At 68.8% G+C, this 15,120-nt stretch carries 12 protein-coding genes; 5 read left to right on the top strand and 7 right to left on the bottom strand.

What is annotated here, in order from left to right; genetic code table 11:
- Positions 1-148: 148 nt before the first annotated feature.
- The 6 genes from ABLE92_RS17995 to ABLE92_RS17970 all read right to left on the bottom strand — a co-directional run bounded on the left by ABLE92_RS17995 (position 149) and on the right by ABLE92_RS17970 (position 8,551).
- A complete protein-coding gene (locus ABLE92_RS17995; RefSeq protein WP_348806126.1) occupies positions 149-1,480 on the bottom strand; it encodes a hypothetical protein in 1,332 nt (443 codons plus the stop codon).
- A gap of 73 nt (positions 1,481-1,553) precedes the next feature.
- The gene (locus ABLE92_RS17990) at positions 1,554-2,375 is read right to left on the bottom strand and encodes an ABC transporter permease (protein ID WP_348806124.1); all 822 of its coding nucleotides are present in this window, start codon (positions 2,373-2,375) and stop codon (positions 1,554-1,556) included.
- A complete protein-coding gene (locus ABLE92_RS17985) occupies positions 2,372-3,361 on the bottom strand; it encodes an ATP-binding cassette domain-containing protein (RefSeq protein ID WP_348806123.1) in 990 nt (329 codons plus the stop codon). The genes ABLE92_RS17990 and ABLE92_RS17985 overlap by 4 nt, the downstream gene beginning before the upstream one ends.
- A gap of 66 nt (positions 3,362-3,427) precedes the next feature.
- The gene (locus ABLE92_RS17980; protein WP_348806122.1) at positions 3,428-6,391 is read right to left on the bottom strand and encodes an ATP-binding protein; all 2,964 of its coding nucleotides are present in this window, start codon (positions 6,389-6,391) and stop codon (positions 3,428-3,430) included.
- Between the two features lie 41 nt (positions 6,392-6,432).
- Positions 6,433-7,005 carry a nitroreductase family protein gene (locus ABLE92_RS17975; protein WP_348806121.1) on the bottom strand — a complete coding sequence of 191 codons (573 nt, stop codon included), beginning with the start codon at positions 7,003-7,005 and terminating at the stop codon, positions 6,433-6,435.
- A gap of 10 nt (positions 7,006-7,015) precedes the next feature.
- A complete protein-coding gene (locus tag ABLE92_RS17970) occupies positions 7,016-8,551 on the bottom strand; it encodes an MFS transporter (RefSeq protein WP_348806120.1) in 1,536 nt (511 codons plus the stop codon).
- A gap of 229 nt (positions 8,552-8,780) precedes the next feature.
- On the opposite strand from ABLE92_RS17970, the gene ABLE92_RS17965 reads away from it, so the two are divergent.
- Both ABLE92_RS17965 and ABLE92_RS17960 read left to right on the top strand, forming a co-directional pair.
- A complete protein-coding gene (locus tag ABLE92_RS17965; RefSeq protein WP_348806119.1) occupies positions 8,781-9,476 on the top strand; it encodes a TetR/AcrR family transcriptional regulator in 696 nt (231 codons plus the stop codon).
- Between the two features lie 173 nt (positions 9,477-9,649).
- Positions 9,650-10,099 (top strand): hypothetical protein, encoded by a 450-nt coding sequence (locus ABLE92_RS17960; protein WP_348806118.1) that lies wholly within the window; start codon positions 9,650-9,652, stop codon positions 10,097-10,099.
- Between the two features lie 139 nt (positions 10,100-10,238).
- Here the strand turns inward: ABLE92_RS17960 and ABLE92_RS17955 are convergent, their stop codons facing one another.
- A complete protein-coding gene (locus tag ABLE92_RS17955) occupies positions 10,239-11,618 on the bottom strand; it encodes a putative hexosyltransferase (protein ID WP_348806117.1) in 1,380 nt (459 codons plus the stop codon).
- 118 nt (positions 11,619-11,736) lie between these two features.
- Between ABLE92_RS17955 and ABLE92_RS17950 the strand changes: the two genes are divergently transcribed.
- From ABLE92_RS17950 to ABLE92_RS17940, 3 genes are read left to right on the top strand one after another with little or no spacing between them, the layout of a single operon-like run.
- The gene (locus ABLE92_RS17950; RefSeq protein WP_348806116.1) at positions 11,737-13,002 is read left to right on the top strand and encodes an aspartate kinase; all 1,266 of its coding nucleotides are present in this window, start codon (positions 11,737-11,739) and stop codon (positions 13,000-13,002) included.
- A 3-nt stretch (positions 13,003-13,005) separates the two neighbouring features.
- Positions 13,006-14,034 (top strand): aspartate-semialdehyde dehydrogenase, encoded by a 1,029-nt coding sequence (locus ABLE92_RS17945; protein WP_348806115.1) that lies wholly within the window; start codon positions 13,006-13,008, stop codon positions 14,032-14,034.
- A 54-nt stretch (positions 14,035-14,088) separates the two neighbouring features.
- Positions 14,089-15,117 (top strand): fused (3R)-hydroxyacyl-ACP dehydratase subunits HadA/HadB, encoded by a 1,029-nt coding sequence (locus ABLE92_RS17940; RefSeq protein WP_348806114.1) that lies wholly within the window; start codon positions 14,089-14,091, stop codon positions 15,115-15,117.
- Positions 15,118-15,120 lie beyond the last annotated feature (3 nt).

The following is a 15,120-nucleotide window of genomic DNA, read 5'->3' as shown; positions in this document are numbered from 1 at the left end:
GGGTGCGGAGGTGGTCTCGATATGCGACGAGCTCGCTTCGCTCGCGCGGCGCACTCGACCAGCGGGGATTAAGCACACTCGGCCAGCGGGGACCAGGCGCACTCGACCAGCGGGTTGCGTGCACTCGGCCGGCGGGGCCGCTGAGGTCCTACTCCTCTGGCTGGGCGCCCCAGAACGATCCGTCGAGATCCCAGCGTGAGAGTTCCTCGGCGACCAGCGATGTGAGCGTTGCGGTGTTGGCGACGCGGTCGGGATCGAGTGCGGTGATGCACAGGGTGATGTGTCCGGCGCTGCGCGATGACCAGCCACTGATGCCGCCGGCCATCCGGCGCATCACGTCCAGGGAGGCGCCGACGGTCATCGAGCGCATCGCCACCGAACCGGGCAGTCCGGTTCCGAGGCCGGCGAATCCGGCGTCGAGGGTGCCCAGGTTGGATGCGAGACACAGGGGTGCACGGGAGTCGGCGGCCAGTCGTCGGACGATGGAGTCGCCCAGTGGCTGAGCCAGACGGCCCAGCAGCGCAAGTGAACTCGGTGCACCTGTTGCCGAGGCGAACGCGGTCTTGCTGGCCGTGCGCAACGGACTCAGATCGGTGCGCAGGGCGGGGCTCACCCGTATGCGGGCGGTGACGCCGGTACTCGCATTCGCCCGTCGATCGCCCGGGATACGGGTCGAGACGGGCAGATTCACCGGGATCTCGTCGCCGTCGGCGACCGCGCCAGAGTCTTCGAGAATGCCGATGACGATGGCGGTGAACAGGGTGTTGGCGGTACCGCCGACGCGTTTCGCGACCACGTCGAAGGCGGCATCCGGGATGGTGACGATGACGGTCGGACTGACTCCGCCCCAGTCCTCGGCCGACACGGCAGGATCGGGCGCGGTCGGACGTGGAAGTGGTGCGGGCCGAGTGCGGTGTCGCGCGAGTCGATAGGCGGCGACGGCACTGGTGCGCAGCGCATCGGCACCCTCGCGCACCGTGTCCGGCATGCCGGGGTCGGCATCCGTGGCGTCATATCCGATGCCGTCGAGGGCTTCGCCGATGCCGGTGATCACCGCGCCCCCGTCGCCGATGACATGCGACGACACCCAGGACACGAACGTCTCGTCGGTGTCCCGCGTGGTGATCGCACTCATGCGCCACGACGGCCCGGTGACACTGTCGATCCCGAGGTTGGCCTGCGCCAGCGCCCACCCGGCTCCGTCGGCGGCGTCGATCTGCTCGTCGGCGAAGGCGTGACGTCCCGCATCCGGCGTGTGAACCCATCGGTCTCGCAACGGAAATGCACACCGGACAACGAGTCTGCTCATACGTCCGTGGGTCAGTGCCGCGCCGAGTTCGGTGAAGCGGGCAGGGTCGAGGCGGGTCGGCAGGCGCCAGACGGCCTGATTGATCACCGGTAGCCCCATCGCGTGTTCCATCCGGACGAAGAGGTCGTCGTCGGGGGTGAGCCGTTCCGGGCGGCCGGGTGCCGCAGACATCGATGTGGGGTGTGCGGCGTTGGTCACCAACAGTTTTCGTCCTTGTCGTGCGGGTGGGGAGGAACGGGCGTCGTCAGGCCTTACGCAGATACGCGCGCACCGTGATCGGCGCGAAAACGGCGATGATGATCAGCGTCCCGAGCAGGGTCCACGCGACGTGGCCGGTCACCGCCCCGTCATTGATCAACGACCGCAATGACGACACCAGATGCGAGATCGGGTTGACGTCGGCCAGGTTCTGCATCCAGGTGGGCATCGTCGTCACCGGGACGAAGATGTTGGAGGTGAACGTCAATGGCATCAGCACCAGCATCGAGACACCCTGCACCGCAGATGCTTTGGACATCAATACGCCCATGAGGGCGAAGATCCAGCTGATCGCGAAGGCTGCGAACATGGTCAGGATCACCCCGGCGACGGTGCCCAGCACGCTGTTGGGTCGATACCCCATCACCATTCCGACGCCGATCGACATCACCGAGGCGATGAAGTAGCGCACCACGTCGGCGATCAGCGATCCGGCCAGCGGAGAGATCCGGGCGATCGGCAGGGAGATGAATCGGTCGAACACCCCGCGGTCCATATCCTCCCGGAGTTGCACACCGGTGACCACCGAACTGGTGATCGCCACCGACACCAGCACGCCCGGAACCAGTTGCGGCAGATACGCATCCACGCTGCCGGCGATGGCGCCCCCGAAGATGTTGGCGAACATCACGGTGAAGACGATCGGGATGACGATGACGTCGAAGAGTTGCTGGGGGGTGTGCTTGAGCCGCAGCAATCCACGGCGGGTCATCGTCAACGTGTCGGCGACGACCTTGCCGGGTCCGATGCGTTCGATGACCGGACCGAAGTCGATTCCGGGTGACGGGGTTTCGGCGACAGTGGTCATGCCGCGGCCTCGCTTTCGGTGGCGGAGTCCGTATCGGATGCCGGCGGCGCCGCCGGGGCAGCGGTGATGGAGAAGAAGACGTCGTCGAGACTCGGTCGGCGGACCGAGATCTCGGCGACCGTGATACCCGCGTCCTCGAGTGCGACCACCGCCCGCGCCGAGAGCGACGGGTCGGCGATCGGTGCCACCAGTCGCCCGTTCTCCGGGGTCGCGGTCACCGTCGCGTCGAGTACGTCGCGCAGAACCCGTGCGGCGTCGTCGAGCCGGGCCGGTTCCACCGCGACCTCCAGGGAACGGGTGCCGACGCGGTCCTTGAGGGAGTCGGCGTCACCGGAGGCGACCACGCGGCCCGAGTCGATGACGACCAGGGAATCGGAGAGTTGGTCGGCCTCTTCGAGGTACTGGGTCGTCAGCAGCACCGTGGTGCCCTGATCGACGAGATCGCGTACCACCGACCACACCTGGGTGCGGGTGGTGGGGTCGAGTCCGGTGGTCGGTTCGTCGAGGAACAGCAGGGCCGGTGTGCGGATCATCGAGGCGGCCAGGTCGACGCGGCGACGCATGCCGCCGGAGAATCCGCTGACCGGACGGTTCGCCGCGGCAGCGAGCCCGAACTGCTCGATCAACTCGCTGCCCCTGGCGCGGGCCTTGCGACCACTGAAACCCAGGAGCCGACCGAACAACTCGAGATTCTCCAGGGCGGTGAGATCCTCGTCGACCGATGCGTACTGCCCGGTCAGGGAGATCAGGGAACGCACAGCGGTGGGATCGCCGGTCAGGTCCCGTCCGAAGATGGTGGCATGGCCGGAGTCCGGGCGGATCAGGGTCGCCAGCATGCGGACCGTGGTCGTCTTGCCGGCCCCGTTGGGTCCGAGGACGCCGAGGACCGAACCGGTGGGCACGGTGAGCGAGACGTCGTCGACGGCGACGACGTCACCGAAGGTCTTGCGCAGGTGCTCCGCGTTGATCGCGATGTCGGGAAGCATGCCGACCACAGTGCCCGGCCGGCCTTTCATCTCCCTTTCACCGGTGCGTCGACGACGTCTCGAAACCTATCCGACCAGCCGAATCAGGCTCCGACGGTGTGACCGAGGTCCCTCGCCCAGGTCGATCACCGCGAAGTCGCGCCGGTAGTGGGCACCCCGGGCGGCGGCGGCGAGCGGATCGTCGGCGGCGCGGTTCTCGACCAGACAGATCGCCGCGGCCGCCCCGGCCAGCGCCGGCAGATTGACGGTCGGTGCCGCCACCAGAAACCGCAACGCGACGCCGAGTGCGTCGGCCGCGAGCCGTGCGGCCACCTCGGCGCCGGACCGGGCCAGGATCACCGCACGCACCCCGTGCAGGTAGGCCGAGTGCCCGTCGTGCGGCGCCCCGATGATGGCGATCGCGGTGTCCGCGGAGCGCCGCGCCGCCTGCGGGTTCTCCGGCAGGCGCAGCACCGACAGGGCCATGTGGGCGGTGGCGACGTGCGGGCGCCGCGAATCACCGGCGGCGAGCAGGCACGCCTCGAGGATCTCGGTGGCCGCGGCCGGATCCGAGGGTGCCAGGGCCAGGGCCTGATGGATGCGGATACCCGTGGACTCGTCGGAGAACCCGATCGTGGCGAAGTCGTCGGCGCTGCGGGCATAGAGGGCGGCCGCACCCGGTCGGTCCCCGGTCAGGGCATGCCCGCGGCCGAGCCGTTGGCGGGCGGCGGCGATCAGCCACGGGTGTCCCGCCCGCTCGGCGCACACCAGCGCCGCCAGGGCGCATCGACGGGAGAAGTGCACCGCCGCATAGAATTCGGCGACATCGGAGCGGACGATCTCGGCGAGTGCGGCGACCACGGCGTCGGAGGAGCGAGTGGCGTCGGTGAGGATGCGCGCGGTCGCACGCGGCGATCCGGTGACGATGTCGACGGCCAGTGCGATCGGCCCGGCGGTCGCCGGTGCCCGGCGGACCGCGGCGCGCAGCCGGGTCCGCGCCCGCGCGGCCTCCCGGAACCGTCGACGAACCATGAGATAGGCGGTGGCGCACAATAATCCGAGCACATCGTCGGGGCTTCCGGGGTGATCGAGGGCGATCACCGCGAGCCGTTCGGCGTCGGGGTAACCGCCGGTTCGTACCAGCCGCCACAGGGTGATCGGGAGAAGACGGGCGACGGCCCCCGGGATGGCGGCGGTGGCGGGATCGTCGAGGGCGGCCAACACCGCGTCGGTGCTCTCGTCGAGGCGCCCGGCGGCGTCGCCAACCCGGCCGGCGATCAGATCATCGGTCGTCGAGGCCACGACATCGGCTGCCCAGGAAACGAATTCGAGTGTCAGTGCGCGGTGTGTCGGTGGGTCGAGGCGGGTGCGTTCCCGGACGAACTCCCGCACCGTCTCGGTGATCCGGTACCGCGTGCGGCCGTCGTCGAAGTCGACGACGCTCGCCATGTGGTGATCACAGAGTTCGGCGAGCGCGGGTAGCGTCACCGACCCGAAAACGAGTGCGTCGTCCAGGCGTACGTCTGAGGGGAACAGGGCCAGGACCGCCAGGGTGCGTTGGGCGGACGGGCTCACCAGGTCCCAGCTGGCGGCGACGACGTCGGCGATGCGATGGTGTCGGCCTGCACCGGCGACGGCGAGCAACCCGAAACGTGCGTCGAGTCGCCCGACTACATCGGCCAGCGACAGGTAACGCAGTTGTGCCGCTGCGAGTTCCAGTGCCAACGGGGAACCGTCGAGGCGTCGGCACAACTCGATCAGCAGGCCGCGATCGAGGTGAACGTCCGACCGCAACTCGCGGGCCCGCCGGGTGACGAGTTCGACGCCGCGGTCGGTGTCGAGCGGGCCGACGGTCACGATGCGCTCGTCGGGCACCCCCAGCGGGGTCGTGCTGGTGGCCACGACGGTGAGATCGGCTCGGCGGGAACGGATGTCGTCGACGAGGTCGGCGACGAAGGCCACCAGGTGTTCACAGGTGTCGAGCACCACGAGCGCACCGACGGGGCTCAGCTGGGCGAGGACGGCGCCGGTGGTGACCGACGGCGCGGCCGTCGAGATGTCCTGTTCGGGCAGGGAGCCCCGTCCCAGCGCGATGGCGACGGCGGCCGCGACGTCGTCGGGATGTCGGGCCGCCGACAGGTCGACGAAGACCTCGGCAGGTCGGGTCGACGCGATGTACTCGGTGATCAGTCGGGTCTTGCCGATGCCGCCGGGGCCGACGATCGTCACCAGCGATGATCGTGCAATCGCCTCGGCGAGTTCGGCATTGGTGCCGGCGTCGGCGAGGAACGTGTCGGCCGGCGGTGCCGGGGTGTGGGGCAGCGGAGCGAACGCGAGGGCGGCGCTATGGGCGGCGGCAAGTGCCGGACCGGGATCGGCGCCCAGCCGCTCGGCGAGTTCGGCACTGATCTCCGCGTGGATGCGGAGCGCCGCATTCGGATCGCCCGCGGCCAGGTGGGCCCGCATCTGGAGCGCCGCGAGATGCTCGTCGAGTGGCAGATCGCCACGCACATCGGCGATCTCGGCCGCCACGCCGGCCGGGTCGTGTGACAGGCGGGCATGCCACTCCCGCTCGAGCGCGGCGCGGTGGGCGCGATCGGCCCGGGCGCGCAGGCGATCCCGGAGTTCACCGGCCGGCAGGTCGGCGCCGGCGTCGCCACGCCAGAGCGCGAGCACCCGGGCCGCGCCGGCCCCGTCCGAGTCGTCGTCGAGGTCCGACAGTGATTCGGCCACAGCGAGATCGGAGACCGGCACGGCGAGATCGAGTCGATATCCGGCGGCCGAGCCCACGATCGATCCGGTACCGAGGACCTGCCGAAGGCGGGACATCTGCGTTTGCACGGCCCCGGCCGGATTCTGTGGCGGCCGGTCTGCCCAGGCGTCGGCGACCAGTGCGGCGACGCCGACCGGCCGCGGATGGGCCAGCGCGAGGGCGGTCAGCAGTGCCCGGGCGCGCCCGGACGTGATGGGTGTCTCGTCGTCACCGTCGATGACCGTGATGGGACCCAGCAGCCCGACACGGGGATGCGTCTGCGGCGGCGGGGAACTCATCGGGGAGCGATCGGCGGCCGGCGGTGGTCAGTCGGCGGTGATCAGTCGGCGGGGTAGAAGGACGTGCCCCACTGCCCGGCAAAGGTGATGTCGTGCAAGGGGAGTCGTTCCCGGGGCCAGGCGTCGCGTTCGGCGACCTCGGGGGCGAGGGTGGTCGGGTCGGCGGCCAGGCGGGCCAGGGCGAGGACCAGCATCGGTCGGGACTCGGCCGGGACACCGAACTCCGCCCGCGCGGCGGCAACGTCGAATCCGGCCATCGGGTGCGCGTTGAGCCCCATCGAGACGGCCTGGATGCTCATCTGTGCGGCGGCGAATCCGAGGTCGACGGCGCCGTACTCGTGCACCATGGCGTCGTCGGGATTGTTGCTGGTGCTCAGCAGGATGAGGGCGCCGGCGGCCGGTGCCCAACTCTTGTTGCCGCGGTTGAGGGTTGCGGCCAGCCGCGTGAAGGTGTCGTCGCCGCGGAGCCCGACGATGAACCGGACCGGCTGGATACGGCCCCAGGTGGGTGCCCATCGGCCGGCCTCGAGGACGTCGGTCACCTCCGCGGTGGTGATCGTCGCCTCGGGGTCGTAGCCGCGGGCGCTCCAGCGATTCTCGATCGGTGCGTGCACCCCGACGAGCCTACGGTGTCTCGACGGCGGCATCGTCGTCGTCGCCGACCGGTGTGCGCAGCACCACAGCCAGGACCACCGCCAGCACCGACAACGTGATCACCGCGGCCAGCGATGCCGCGTGGATGCCGTCGACGAAGGCGCTGCGTGCGGCGTCGGCCAGTGCGGTGCCGTCGGGGCCCAGCTGCCCGGCGTCGTGCAGGGTCTCACCGAGGGTGTCGCCGAAGTTCCGGCCGTCGGCGTGCTCACGGAACACCAGCGTGGCCAGCGACCCGAGCAGGGCCAGGCCGAGCGCGGTCCCGAGTTCGAAGCTCGTCTCGGAGATGCCCGACGCCGCGCCGGACCGTTCCGGCGGAACCGAACCGACCACGATGTCGGAGACCAGGCTGAACTGGATGCCGTAGCCGATACCGGCGACCGACGTGGCCACCAGATAGATCCAGAGCGGGCTGTCGGTGGTCAGCCACAGCAATCCCAGGTTGCCGGCGGCGGCCAGGACCACCGAGCCGATGAACGCGGTGCGCACACCCACCCAGGCGGCGACGCGGCTCGCGCCGATCGAGAACACGGCGACGGCGATGGCCATCGGCAGACCGGCGAGGGCGGCGGCGAGCACGTCGTGGCCCATCACCGACTGCAGGTAGACCCCGGTCAGATACGAGGTGCCGCCGAGGGCCATCATGCCGACCAGCGCCACCGCGACGGCGGAGCTGAACTGCGCATTGGCGAAGAGCTTCAGGTCGAGCAGTGGTGCCCGCGCGGAGCGTTGCTGCACGATGAACACCGCGAACATCGCCACGCCCACCACGCCGATGACGGCGACGAGCGGGGTGACGCCCTCGGCGGCCATCGTCTTGATCGAGTAGACGATCGGCAGGATCGCCAGCAGCGACAGGACGACGCCGACGATGTCGAAGCGGTCGGTCGACGGGGCCCGGTACTCGGGCACCAGGCGCGGGGCGAGCAGGAACAGCACGGCCAGCACCGGCACGTTGATGAGGAAGACGACACCCCACCAGAAGTGGTGCAGCAGAACGCCTCCCACCACCGGACCGATGGCCGAGCCGCCGGCGAAGGCGGCCGTCCACACGCCGATGGCGCGACCGCGGTCACGGGCGTTCGGGAACATGTTGGCGATCAGCGACAGGCTCGACGGCATCAGCGTCGCGCCGCCGATCCCCATCAGGGCACGCGCGGCGATGAGGATGCCGGCGCTCGGTGCGAACGCGGCGATCACCGACGCGATACCGAAGACGGCGGCGCCGGCCAGCAGGATGCGCCGACGACCGAGTCGGTCACCGACGTTGCCCATGGTGATGAGCAGGCCGGCGATGAGGAAGCCGTAGATGTCGAGAATCCACAACTGCTGCGCGGCCGTCGGTTCGATGGCGTCGGTGATCGACGGGATGGCCAGGTACAGGACGGAGAAGTCCATCGACACCAGCAACACCGGCAGGGTCAGCACGGCCAGACCCAGCCAGGTTCGGCGATCGGCGCGCGCGGGTTCGCGGTGACGCTGATCGACGGGGCGGTACTGGGTGGACATGATGCGACTCTCCGTGTGCTCGTGGGGATGGTGGTGCTCGTGGGGATGGTGGTGCTCGGTGGGGATGGTGTCCGGTGTGGACTGTGCTCGGTGTGGACGGTTCTCGTCGAAGCGACGCGTACGTCGTACGCTCACTGACGGTACGGATATGAGTACGCTGTACGCAAGTGGGTTATTCCCGGTGAATGTCACACGTGGTGACCCGGCGGTCGGTCAGGAGGGAGAAACGGTGGCCCCGCAGACGCAGAAGCTGACGACGTCGGCGATCGTCGATTCGGCCATCGCCATCGCCGACCGTGACGGACTCGACGCGCTCTCGATGCGCCGGATCGCCGACGATCTCGGTGTCGGCGCGATGTCGTTGTACCGGCACGTCGCGGACAAGGATGCGCTGCTGGTCGCGATGGCGGCCGAGGTCGGACGGCGTTTTCCCTATCCCGTCGAGATGGACCCGGCGCCGACGTGGCGCGAGCGGATCGCCATCGCCACCGACATCGACTGGCAGCTCTATCAGCGCCACCCGTGGGTGGTGCTGGCCTACTCGGTGCCACGCTACGGATTCGGCGACGACTCCCTCGAGGGGCTCGAGTGGCTGTCCGACGGATTCGGGCAACTCGGCGTCGAACCCGCGCGCGCGGTCGAGATGGTGCTGACGTTCTGGAGTTACGTCAACGGCGTCGCCCTGGTCGGCGTCAGCGAGCAGATCCTGCGCGCCGAGGGGACGGCCGCCGACGCCGGCGGTGGGCTCGGCGATCTGCTGCAGGGCTGGACCGAACGCGACGACGACACCCGGCTGGCATCGCTGCCGATCGTGTCGTCGGTCGCGGCGCGGGCCGACGTCGGACGTCTGCTGTCGCCACGCACCATCCTCGACGCCGGCGTGGCCTACCTGTGCGCAGGTTTCGAAGCGTCGAGTGGGCGCTGATCCCCGTCGAGTGGGCGCCGTTGCCTGTCGAGTGGGCGCCGATCCTCGTCGAGTGTGCTCACCCGCCGACACGCATATCTGATATCTCGCCGCTATGGTGAACCCGCCATGCTGTATGGTGCAGAAGCCGCATGGCGGTCACAGATGATTTCCGATGAGGGTTGGGGGAACACATGAAAATGGTTGTGCGACTGATGCTTGCCGCGCTGGCGGCATGTTCGATGGGTATGGCGCTGGCTCCGGCGGCCTCGGCGGCGCCGACCGGCGATCACGCGTGGGTATTCCGGTTCGATGCCGGCACCACCCAGCTGCTGGCCACCGACCAGGCCTACGAGCTCACCGATGCCATATCCGACCTCGCGATCGACAATGACGAGGTGCTGCCACCGGAGCTGGTCGACGCGTCGATCAATGCGTACTTGGCGACGGTGATGGCGGACTGGATCACCGAGGACGCCGGACCTGGGTCGTGTTTTGAACTGCAGGTCATCGACCGCGGGACGCCGGTGACGTCGTTGATCGGCACCGGCTTCGACCGCTGCCCGTGGCAGGTGCCGTCGGTGAGTCAGACGACGGTACCGCGCGACTCGGGCCTCGACGGCACGTTCGCGGCGCTCGCCTGACGACGACGTCGTAAACCCGACACGTTCGTCCCCCAGAAGCTGATTCGTCCGGCAGACATTCCTCGCCGACGATGAGGTTTCTGGGGGACGAACGTTCTTCCCCCACTTTCGGCAGGCCTTGCGGACCCGCGACCGGCCCTCACATCGCGTGCGGATACACCGTCAGCATGTGCGCACCGAACCAGGCGCTGCCGACGACGATCGGGACGAGCGCGGCGATGGCCGTGGCCGGGCGGGCGCGGGCGAACAGGATCGCCAGCGGGATCAGCAGCACGAACGCCGGCAGCAGCAGGCGGGGGCGGCTCATCATCAGCCCGCTCGACAGCACGATCGACGCGACGACGAGCACGCCGTAGGTCGCGACCGGCCACGGCAGTCGCGCCCAGATCGCCACGCACACCAGCACCAGGGTGCCGACGATGATCCACGCGGTGGCCACCGGGGCGATCTCACCGGAGTTCACCAGCATGTCGTTGACGAAATCGAATGCGGCCACACCCCAATCGAATCGGGTGTCCCAGCCCTGGGTCTGGATGGTGAACCAGCCCGTCGGTGAACCCGTGTGCGCCCACACCACGGCGAGATACCCGAGATACCCGAGCGGGCTGATGACGACGGCGAGCCAGCCCCGCACCGCCGGCCACCCGGCGAACGGAGACCGCCCCGAACCGAACAGATCGATCAGCGCGGCCAGCATCACCACCCCGATCACCACCACCGCCGTCGGACGTACGGTCCCGACCAGGCAGGCGCAGATCCCGGCGAGCAGCCAGCGGCGTTCCAACACGCCGACCAGCGCCCAGATGCTCAGCACGCAGAACAGGGTTTCGGTGTAGGCCATGTTCAGCACCACCGACATGGGTGTCGCGGCGAAGATCGCCACCAGATACAGGCCGACGCGGCGCGGGTCGACGACGCGGCCGTCAGCAGAGTCGGCCGTCTCGGATGCGGTGGCGTCCGGCGCCGACACCGCGTCGACCATCGGTGACCGGCCGGCCATCCGACGCACGCACAGCGCTCCCAACCGGGCGACGCCGACCGCGGCGACACAGCCCAGCACCAGGTTGAGCAGGACCGCGGCCGCGAACGGCGAGACGAACGGGAGTTTCGCGATCAGCCCGACCGCATACGGGTAGCCGGGGAAGAATGCGTACGCCGTGTCCGAGGAGTGGATGCCGCGAGCGTCGGTGAGGTCGATCGGCACGCCGCCGTAGCCGTGTTCGGCGATCGCCAGCATCCATTTGCCGTCCCAGGCCGCCAGCGAGTCGCGCAATGACACGCCGCGCAGGACGTCGAAGCGGGCCAGGACGGCGATGCCGATGGCCCGAATGACCAGGTAGATGCCGATCGGCAGGATCCACGAACGCCAGTCGGGGACCCGGCCGCGCGTCGCGAGCGCGTCGTCGTCCGGGCTCGTGGGCTCGGCCTGTGCACGCTGCGCACTCGTGGTGGACACGCCAGAGATGGTAGGGCAGAGCGCTGTGCGTCGGGTCGGGTGTCGGCGGTACCGGTCACACATCCGAGCGCGGGAGCCCCGCGGGTCACCGGCGACCACCGGCGCCCGCATGCCCCTGACCGACCGCCGGTAAGGTTGCCATGGCAAACACAGACGACAACCATGCAGGGAGGCAGCCGACGTGGCACTCGTGGTGCAGAAATATGGCGGATCCTCGGTCTCCTCGGCCGAACGCATCCGTCGTGTCGCCGAGCGCATCGTCGAGACCAAGAAGCAGGGCAACGACGTGGTCGTGGTGGTGTCGGCGATGGGTGACACCACCGACGAACTGCTCGACCTCGCCCAGCAGGTCAACCCGGCACCCCCGCCGCGCGAGATGGACATGCTGCTCACCTCGGGCGAGCGGATCTCCAATGCGCTGGTCGCGATGGCGATCAGCTCACTGGGTGCGCAGGCGCAGTCGTTCACCGGCTCCCAGGCCGGCGTGATCACCACCAGCAGCCATGGCGCGGCCAAGATCATCGACGTCACGCCGGGCCGGGTCCGGGCAGCGCTCGACGAGGGCAAGATCGTGCTCGTCGCCGGGTTCCAGGGGGTGTCGCAGGACACCAAGGACATCACCACGCTGGGCCGCGGCGGCTCCGACACCACCGCGGTGGCGCTGGCCGCCGCGCTGGAGGCCGACGTCTGCGAGATCTACACCGACGTCGACGGCGTCTACACCGCCGACCCGCGGATCGTGTCCGACGCACGTCGGCTGGAGACCGTCTCCTTCGAGGAGATGCTCGAGATGGCCGCATGCGGCGCCAAGGTGCTCATGCTGCGGTGCGTGGAATACGCCCGCCGATACAACGTTCCCGTTCACGTGCGCTCGTCGTACTCGACCAAACCCGGCACCTTGGTCGCCGGATCGATGGAGGACATTCCCGTGGAAGAAGCAATTCTCACCGGTGTCGCACACGACCGCAGCGAGGCCAAGATCACCGTCGTCGGCCTCGAGGATCGACCCGGCTACGCCGCCAAGGTGTTCCGGGCCGTCGCCGACGCCGAGATCAACATCGACATGGTGCTGCAGAACATCTCGAAGGTGGAGACCGGCAAGACCGACATCACCTTCACCCTGCCGCGGGAGCTCGGTCCGCTCGGCGTGGAGAAGCTGACCAAGCTGCAGTCCGAGATCGGCTTCACCGATCTGCTCTACGACGATCACATCGGCAAGGTGTCGCTGGTCGGTGCCGGCATGAAGAGCCATCCGGGGGTGACCGCCACCTTCTGTGAGGCGTTGAGCGACGTCGGCATCAACATCGAACTCATCTCGACCTCCGAGATCCGGATCTCGGTGCTGTGCCGCGACACCGAACTCGACGACGCGGTGCGCGCCCTGCACGAGGCCTTCAAGCTCGGTGGTGACGAGGAAGCCGTCGTCTACGCGGGAACGGGGCGCTGAACCATGGGTGTGAGTATCGGAGTGGTCGGCGCCACCGGGCAGGTCGGTGGAGTCATGCGAACCCTGTTGGCGGAACGCAAGTTCCCTGCCGATTCGGTGCGCTTCTTCGCCTCCCCGCGGTCGGCGGGTAAGAAGCTGCCGTGGGGTGACGGCGAGATTGTCGTCGAGGATGCCGCGACCGCCGATCCGTCGGGTCTGGACATCGCGTTGTTCTCCGCGGGCGCCACCATGTCGCGGGAGCAGGCGCCGCGCTTTGCCGCCGCGGGTGCGACCGTCATCGACAACAGTTCCGCCTGGCGCAAGGATCCCGATGTGCCGCTGGTGGTCTCGGAGGTCAACGGGGAGTTGGCGAAGAACCCGCCGAAAGGCATTGTCGCCAACCCGAACTGCACCACGATGGCCGCGATGCCGGTGCTCAAGCCGCTGCACGACGAGGCCGGTCTGACGCGTCTGATCGTGTCGTCGTATCAGGCGGTGTCCGGTAGCGGACTGGCCGGTGTGGAAGAGCTTGCCTCCCAATCCCGTGCGGTGATCGATGACGTCGAGAAGCTGGTCTACGACGGGTCCTCGGTGAACTTCCCGGCGCCGGTCAAGTATGTGGCCCCCATCGCGTTCGACGTGGTCGCGCTGGCCGGTGCGCTGGTCGACGACGGTTCCGGTGAGACCGACGAGGATCAGAAGCTGCGCAACGAATCCCGCAAGATCCTCGGTCTGCCGGAGTTGCTGGTGAGTGGCACGTGTGTGCGCGTGCCGGTGTTCACCGGTCACTCGTTGTCGATCAACGCCGAGTTCGCCTCGCCGCTGTCGCCGCAACGTGCCACCGAAATCCTTTCCGGCGCACCGGGCGTCGAGGTCGTCGAGGTGCCTACGCCGTTGGCCGCGGCCGGTAAGGACGATTCCCTGGTCGGACGTATCCGGCAGGACCCCGGCGTGCCCGACGGGCGTGGGCTGGCGCTGTTCATCTCGGGTGACAACCTGCGAAAGGGTGCTGCACTCAACACGATTCAGATCGCCGAGCTACTCGTCGGCTGACGCGCCGTCGCGCGGCGACCGGCATCGTCCCTCACCACCGTTAGGTAATGCCTCATGTCCTCTCCTGATGCCCCGGCGATCGCCGATCGGCTCGGCCACTATTACCAGGTCGACGGCACCTATCTCGTCGGCCGCGAGAAGATCCGCGAGTACGCGCGTGCGGTGCAGGACTTTCACCCGGTGCACCGCGACGAATCCGCCGCGGCCGCACTGGGTTACTCGGGACTGGTGACGCCGCTGACGTTCACCTCGATCCCGGCGATGTCGGCCAACCGCTCCCTGCTGGAGACCGTCGTCGTCGGTTACGAGACCTACGTGCAGACCGAGCAGGTGTTCGAGCAGCATCGGCCGATCGTCGAAGGCGATGAACTGACCACCGACGTCGAACTCACCGGAGTGCGTCGGATCGCGGGCCGCGACATGTTCACCATCACCAACACGTTCACCGATACCGCCGGGGAGACGGTGCACTCCATGCACACCACCGTCGTCGGCGTGGGCGGCGACGAGGTCGACCAGTCGATGACGGCGCTCGCGCGCAGTCTGATGGTGCACGACGTGACCGTGCTGTCCACCGACGCGGTCGGCGCCGACTATCACAAGACGGTGCGGCCCGATGTCCCGCAACGGTTTTCCAATGCCGGTGTCGAGCGCACGCCGGGCACGCTGCGGTTCGACGACCTGGTCGTGGGTGCCGAGTTGCCGCTGCGGCACGCACGGCTCTCCCGCGGCGATCTGGTCAACTACGCGGGTGTCTCCGGGGACGGCAACCCGATCCACTGGGACGAGGTGATCGCCAAGGCGGCCGGGCTTCCCGACGTGATCGCGCACGGCATGCTCACCATGGGACTCGGCGCCGGCTTCGTCTCCGCATGGTCGGGTGATCCCGGTGCCGTCACCCGCTATGCGGTACGGCTGTCCCAGGTTGCCGCCGTCTCCGCGGCCGAGGGCGGCGACATCGAGTTCTCCGGCAAGATCAAGTCGCTGGACCCTGAAACCCGAAGCGGCGTGATCCTGCTCATCGCCAAGTCCGGTGGCCGCAAGATCTTCGGCCTGGCGACGATGAACGTCCGCTTCAGCTGACCT

The sequence above is a fragment of the Gordonia oleivorans genome (assembly GCF_040044975.1).
GTDB lineage: Bacteria > Actinomycetota > Actinomycetes > Mycobacteriales > Mycobacteriaceae > Gordonia > Gordonia oleivorans.
This window is presented reverse-complemented; position numbering and strand designations above follow the sequence as displayed.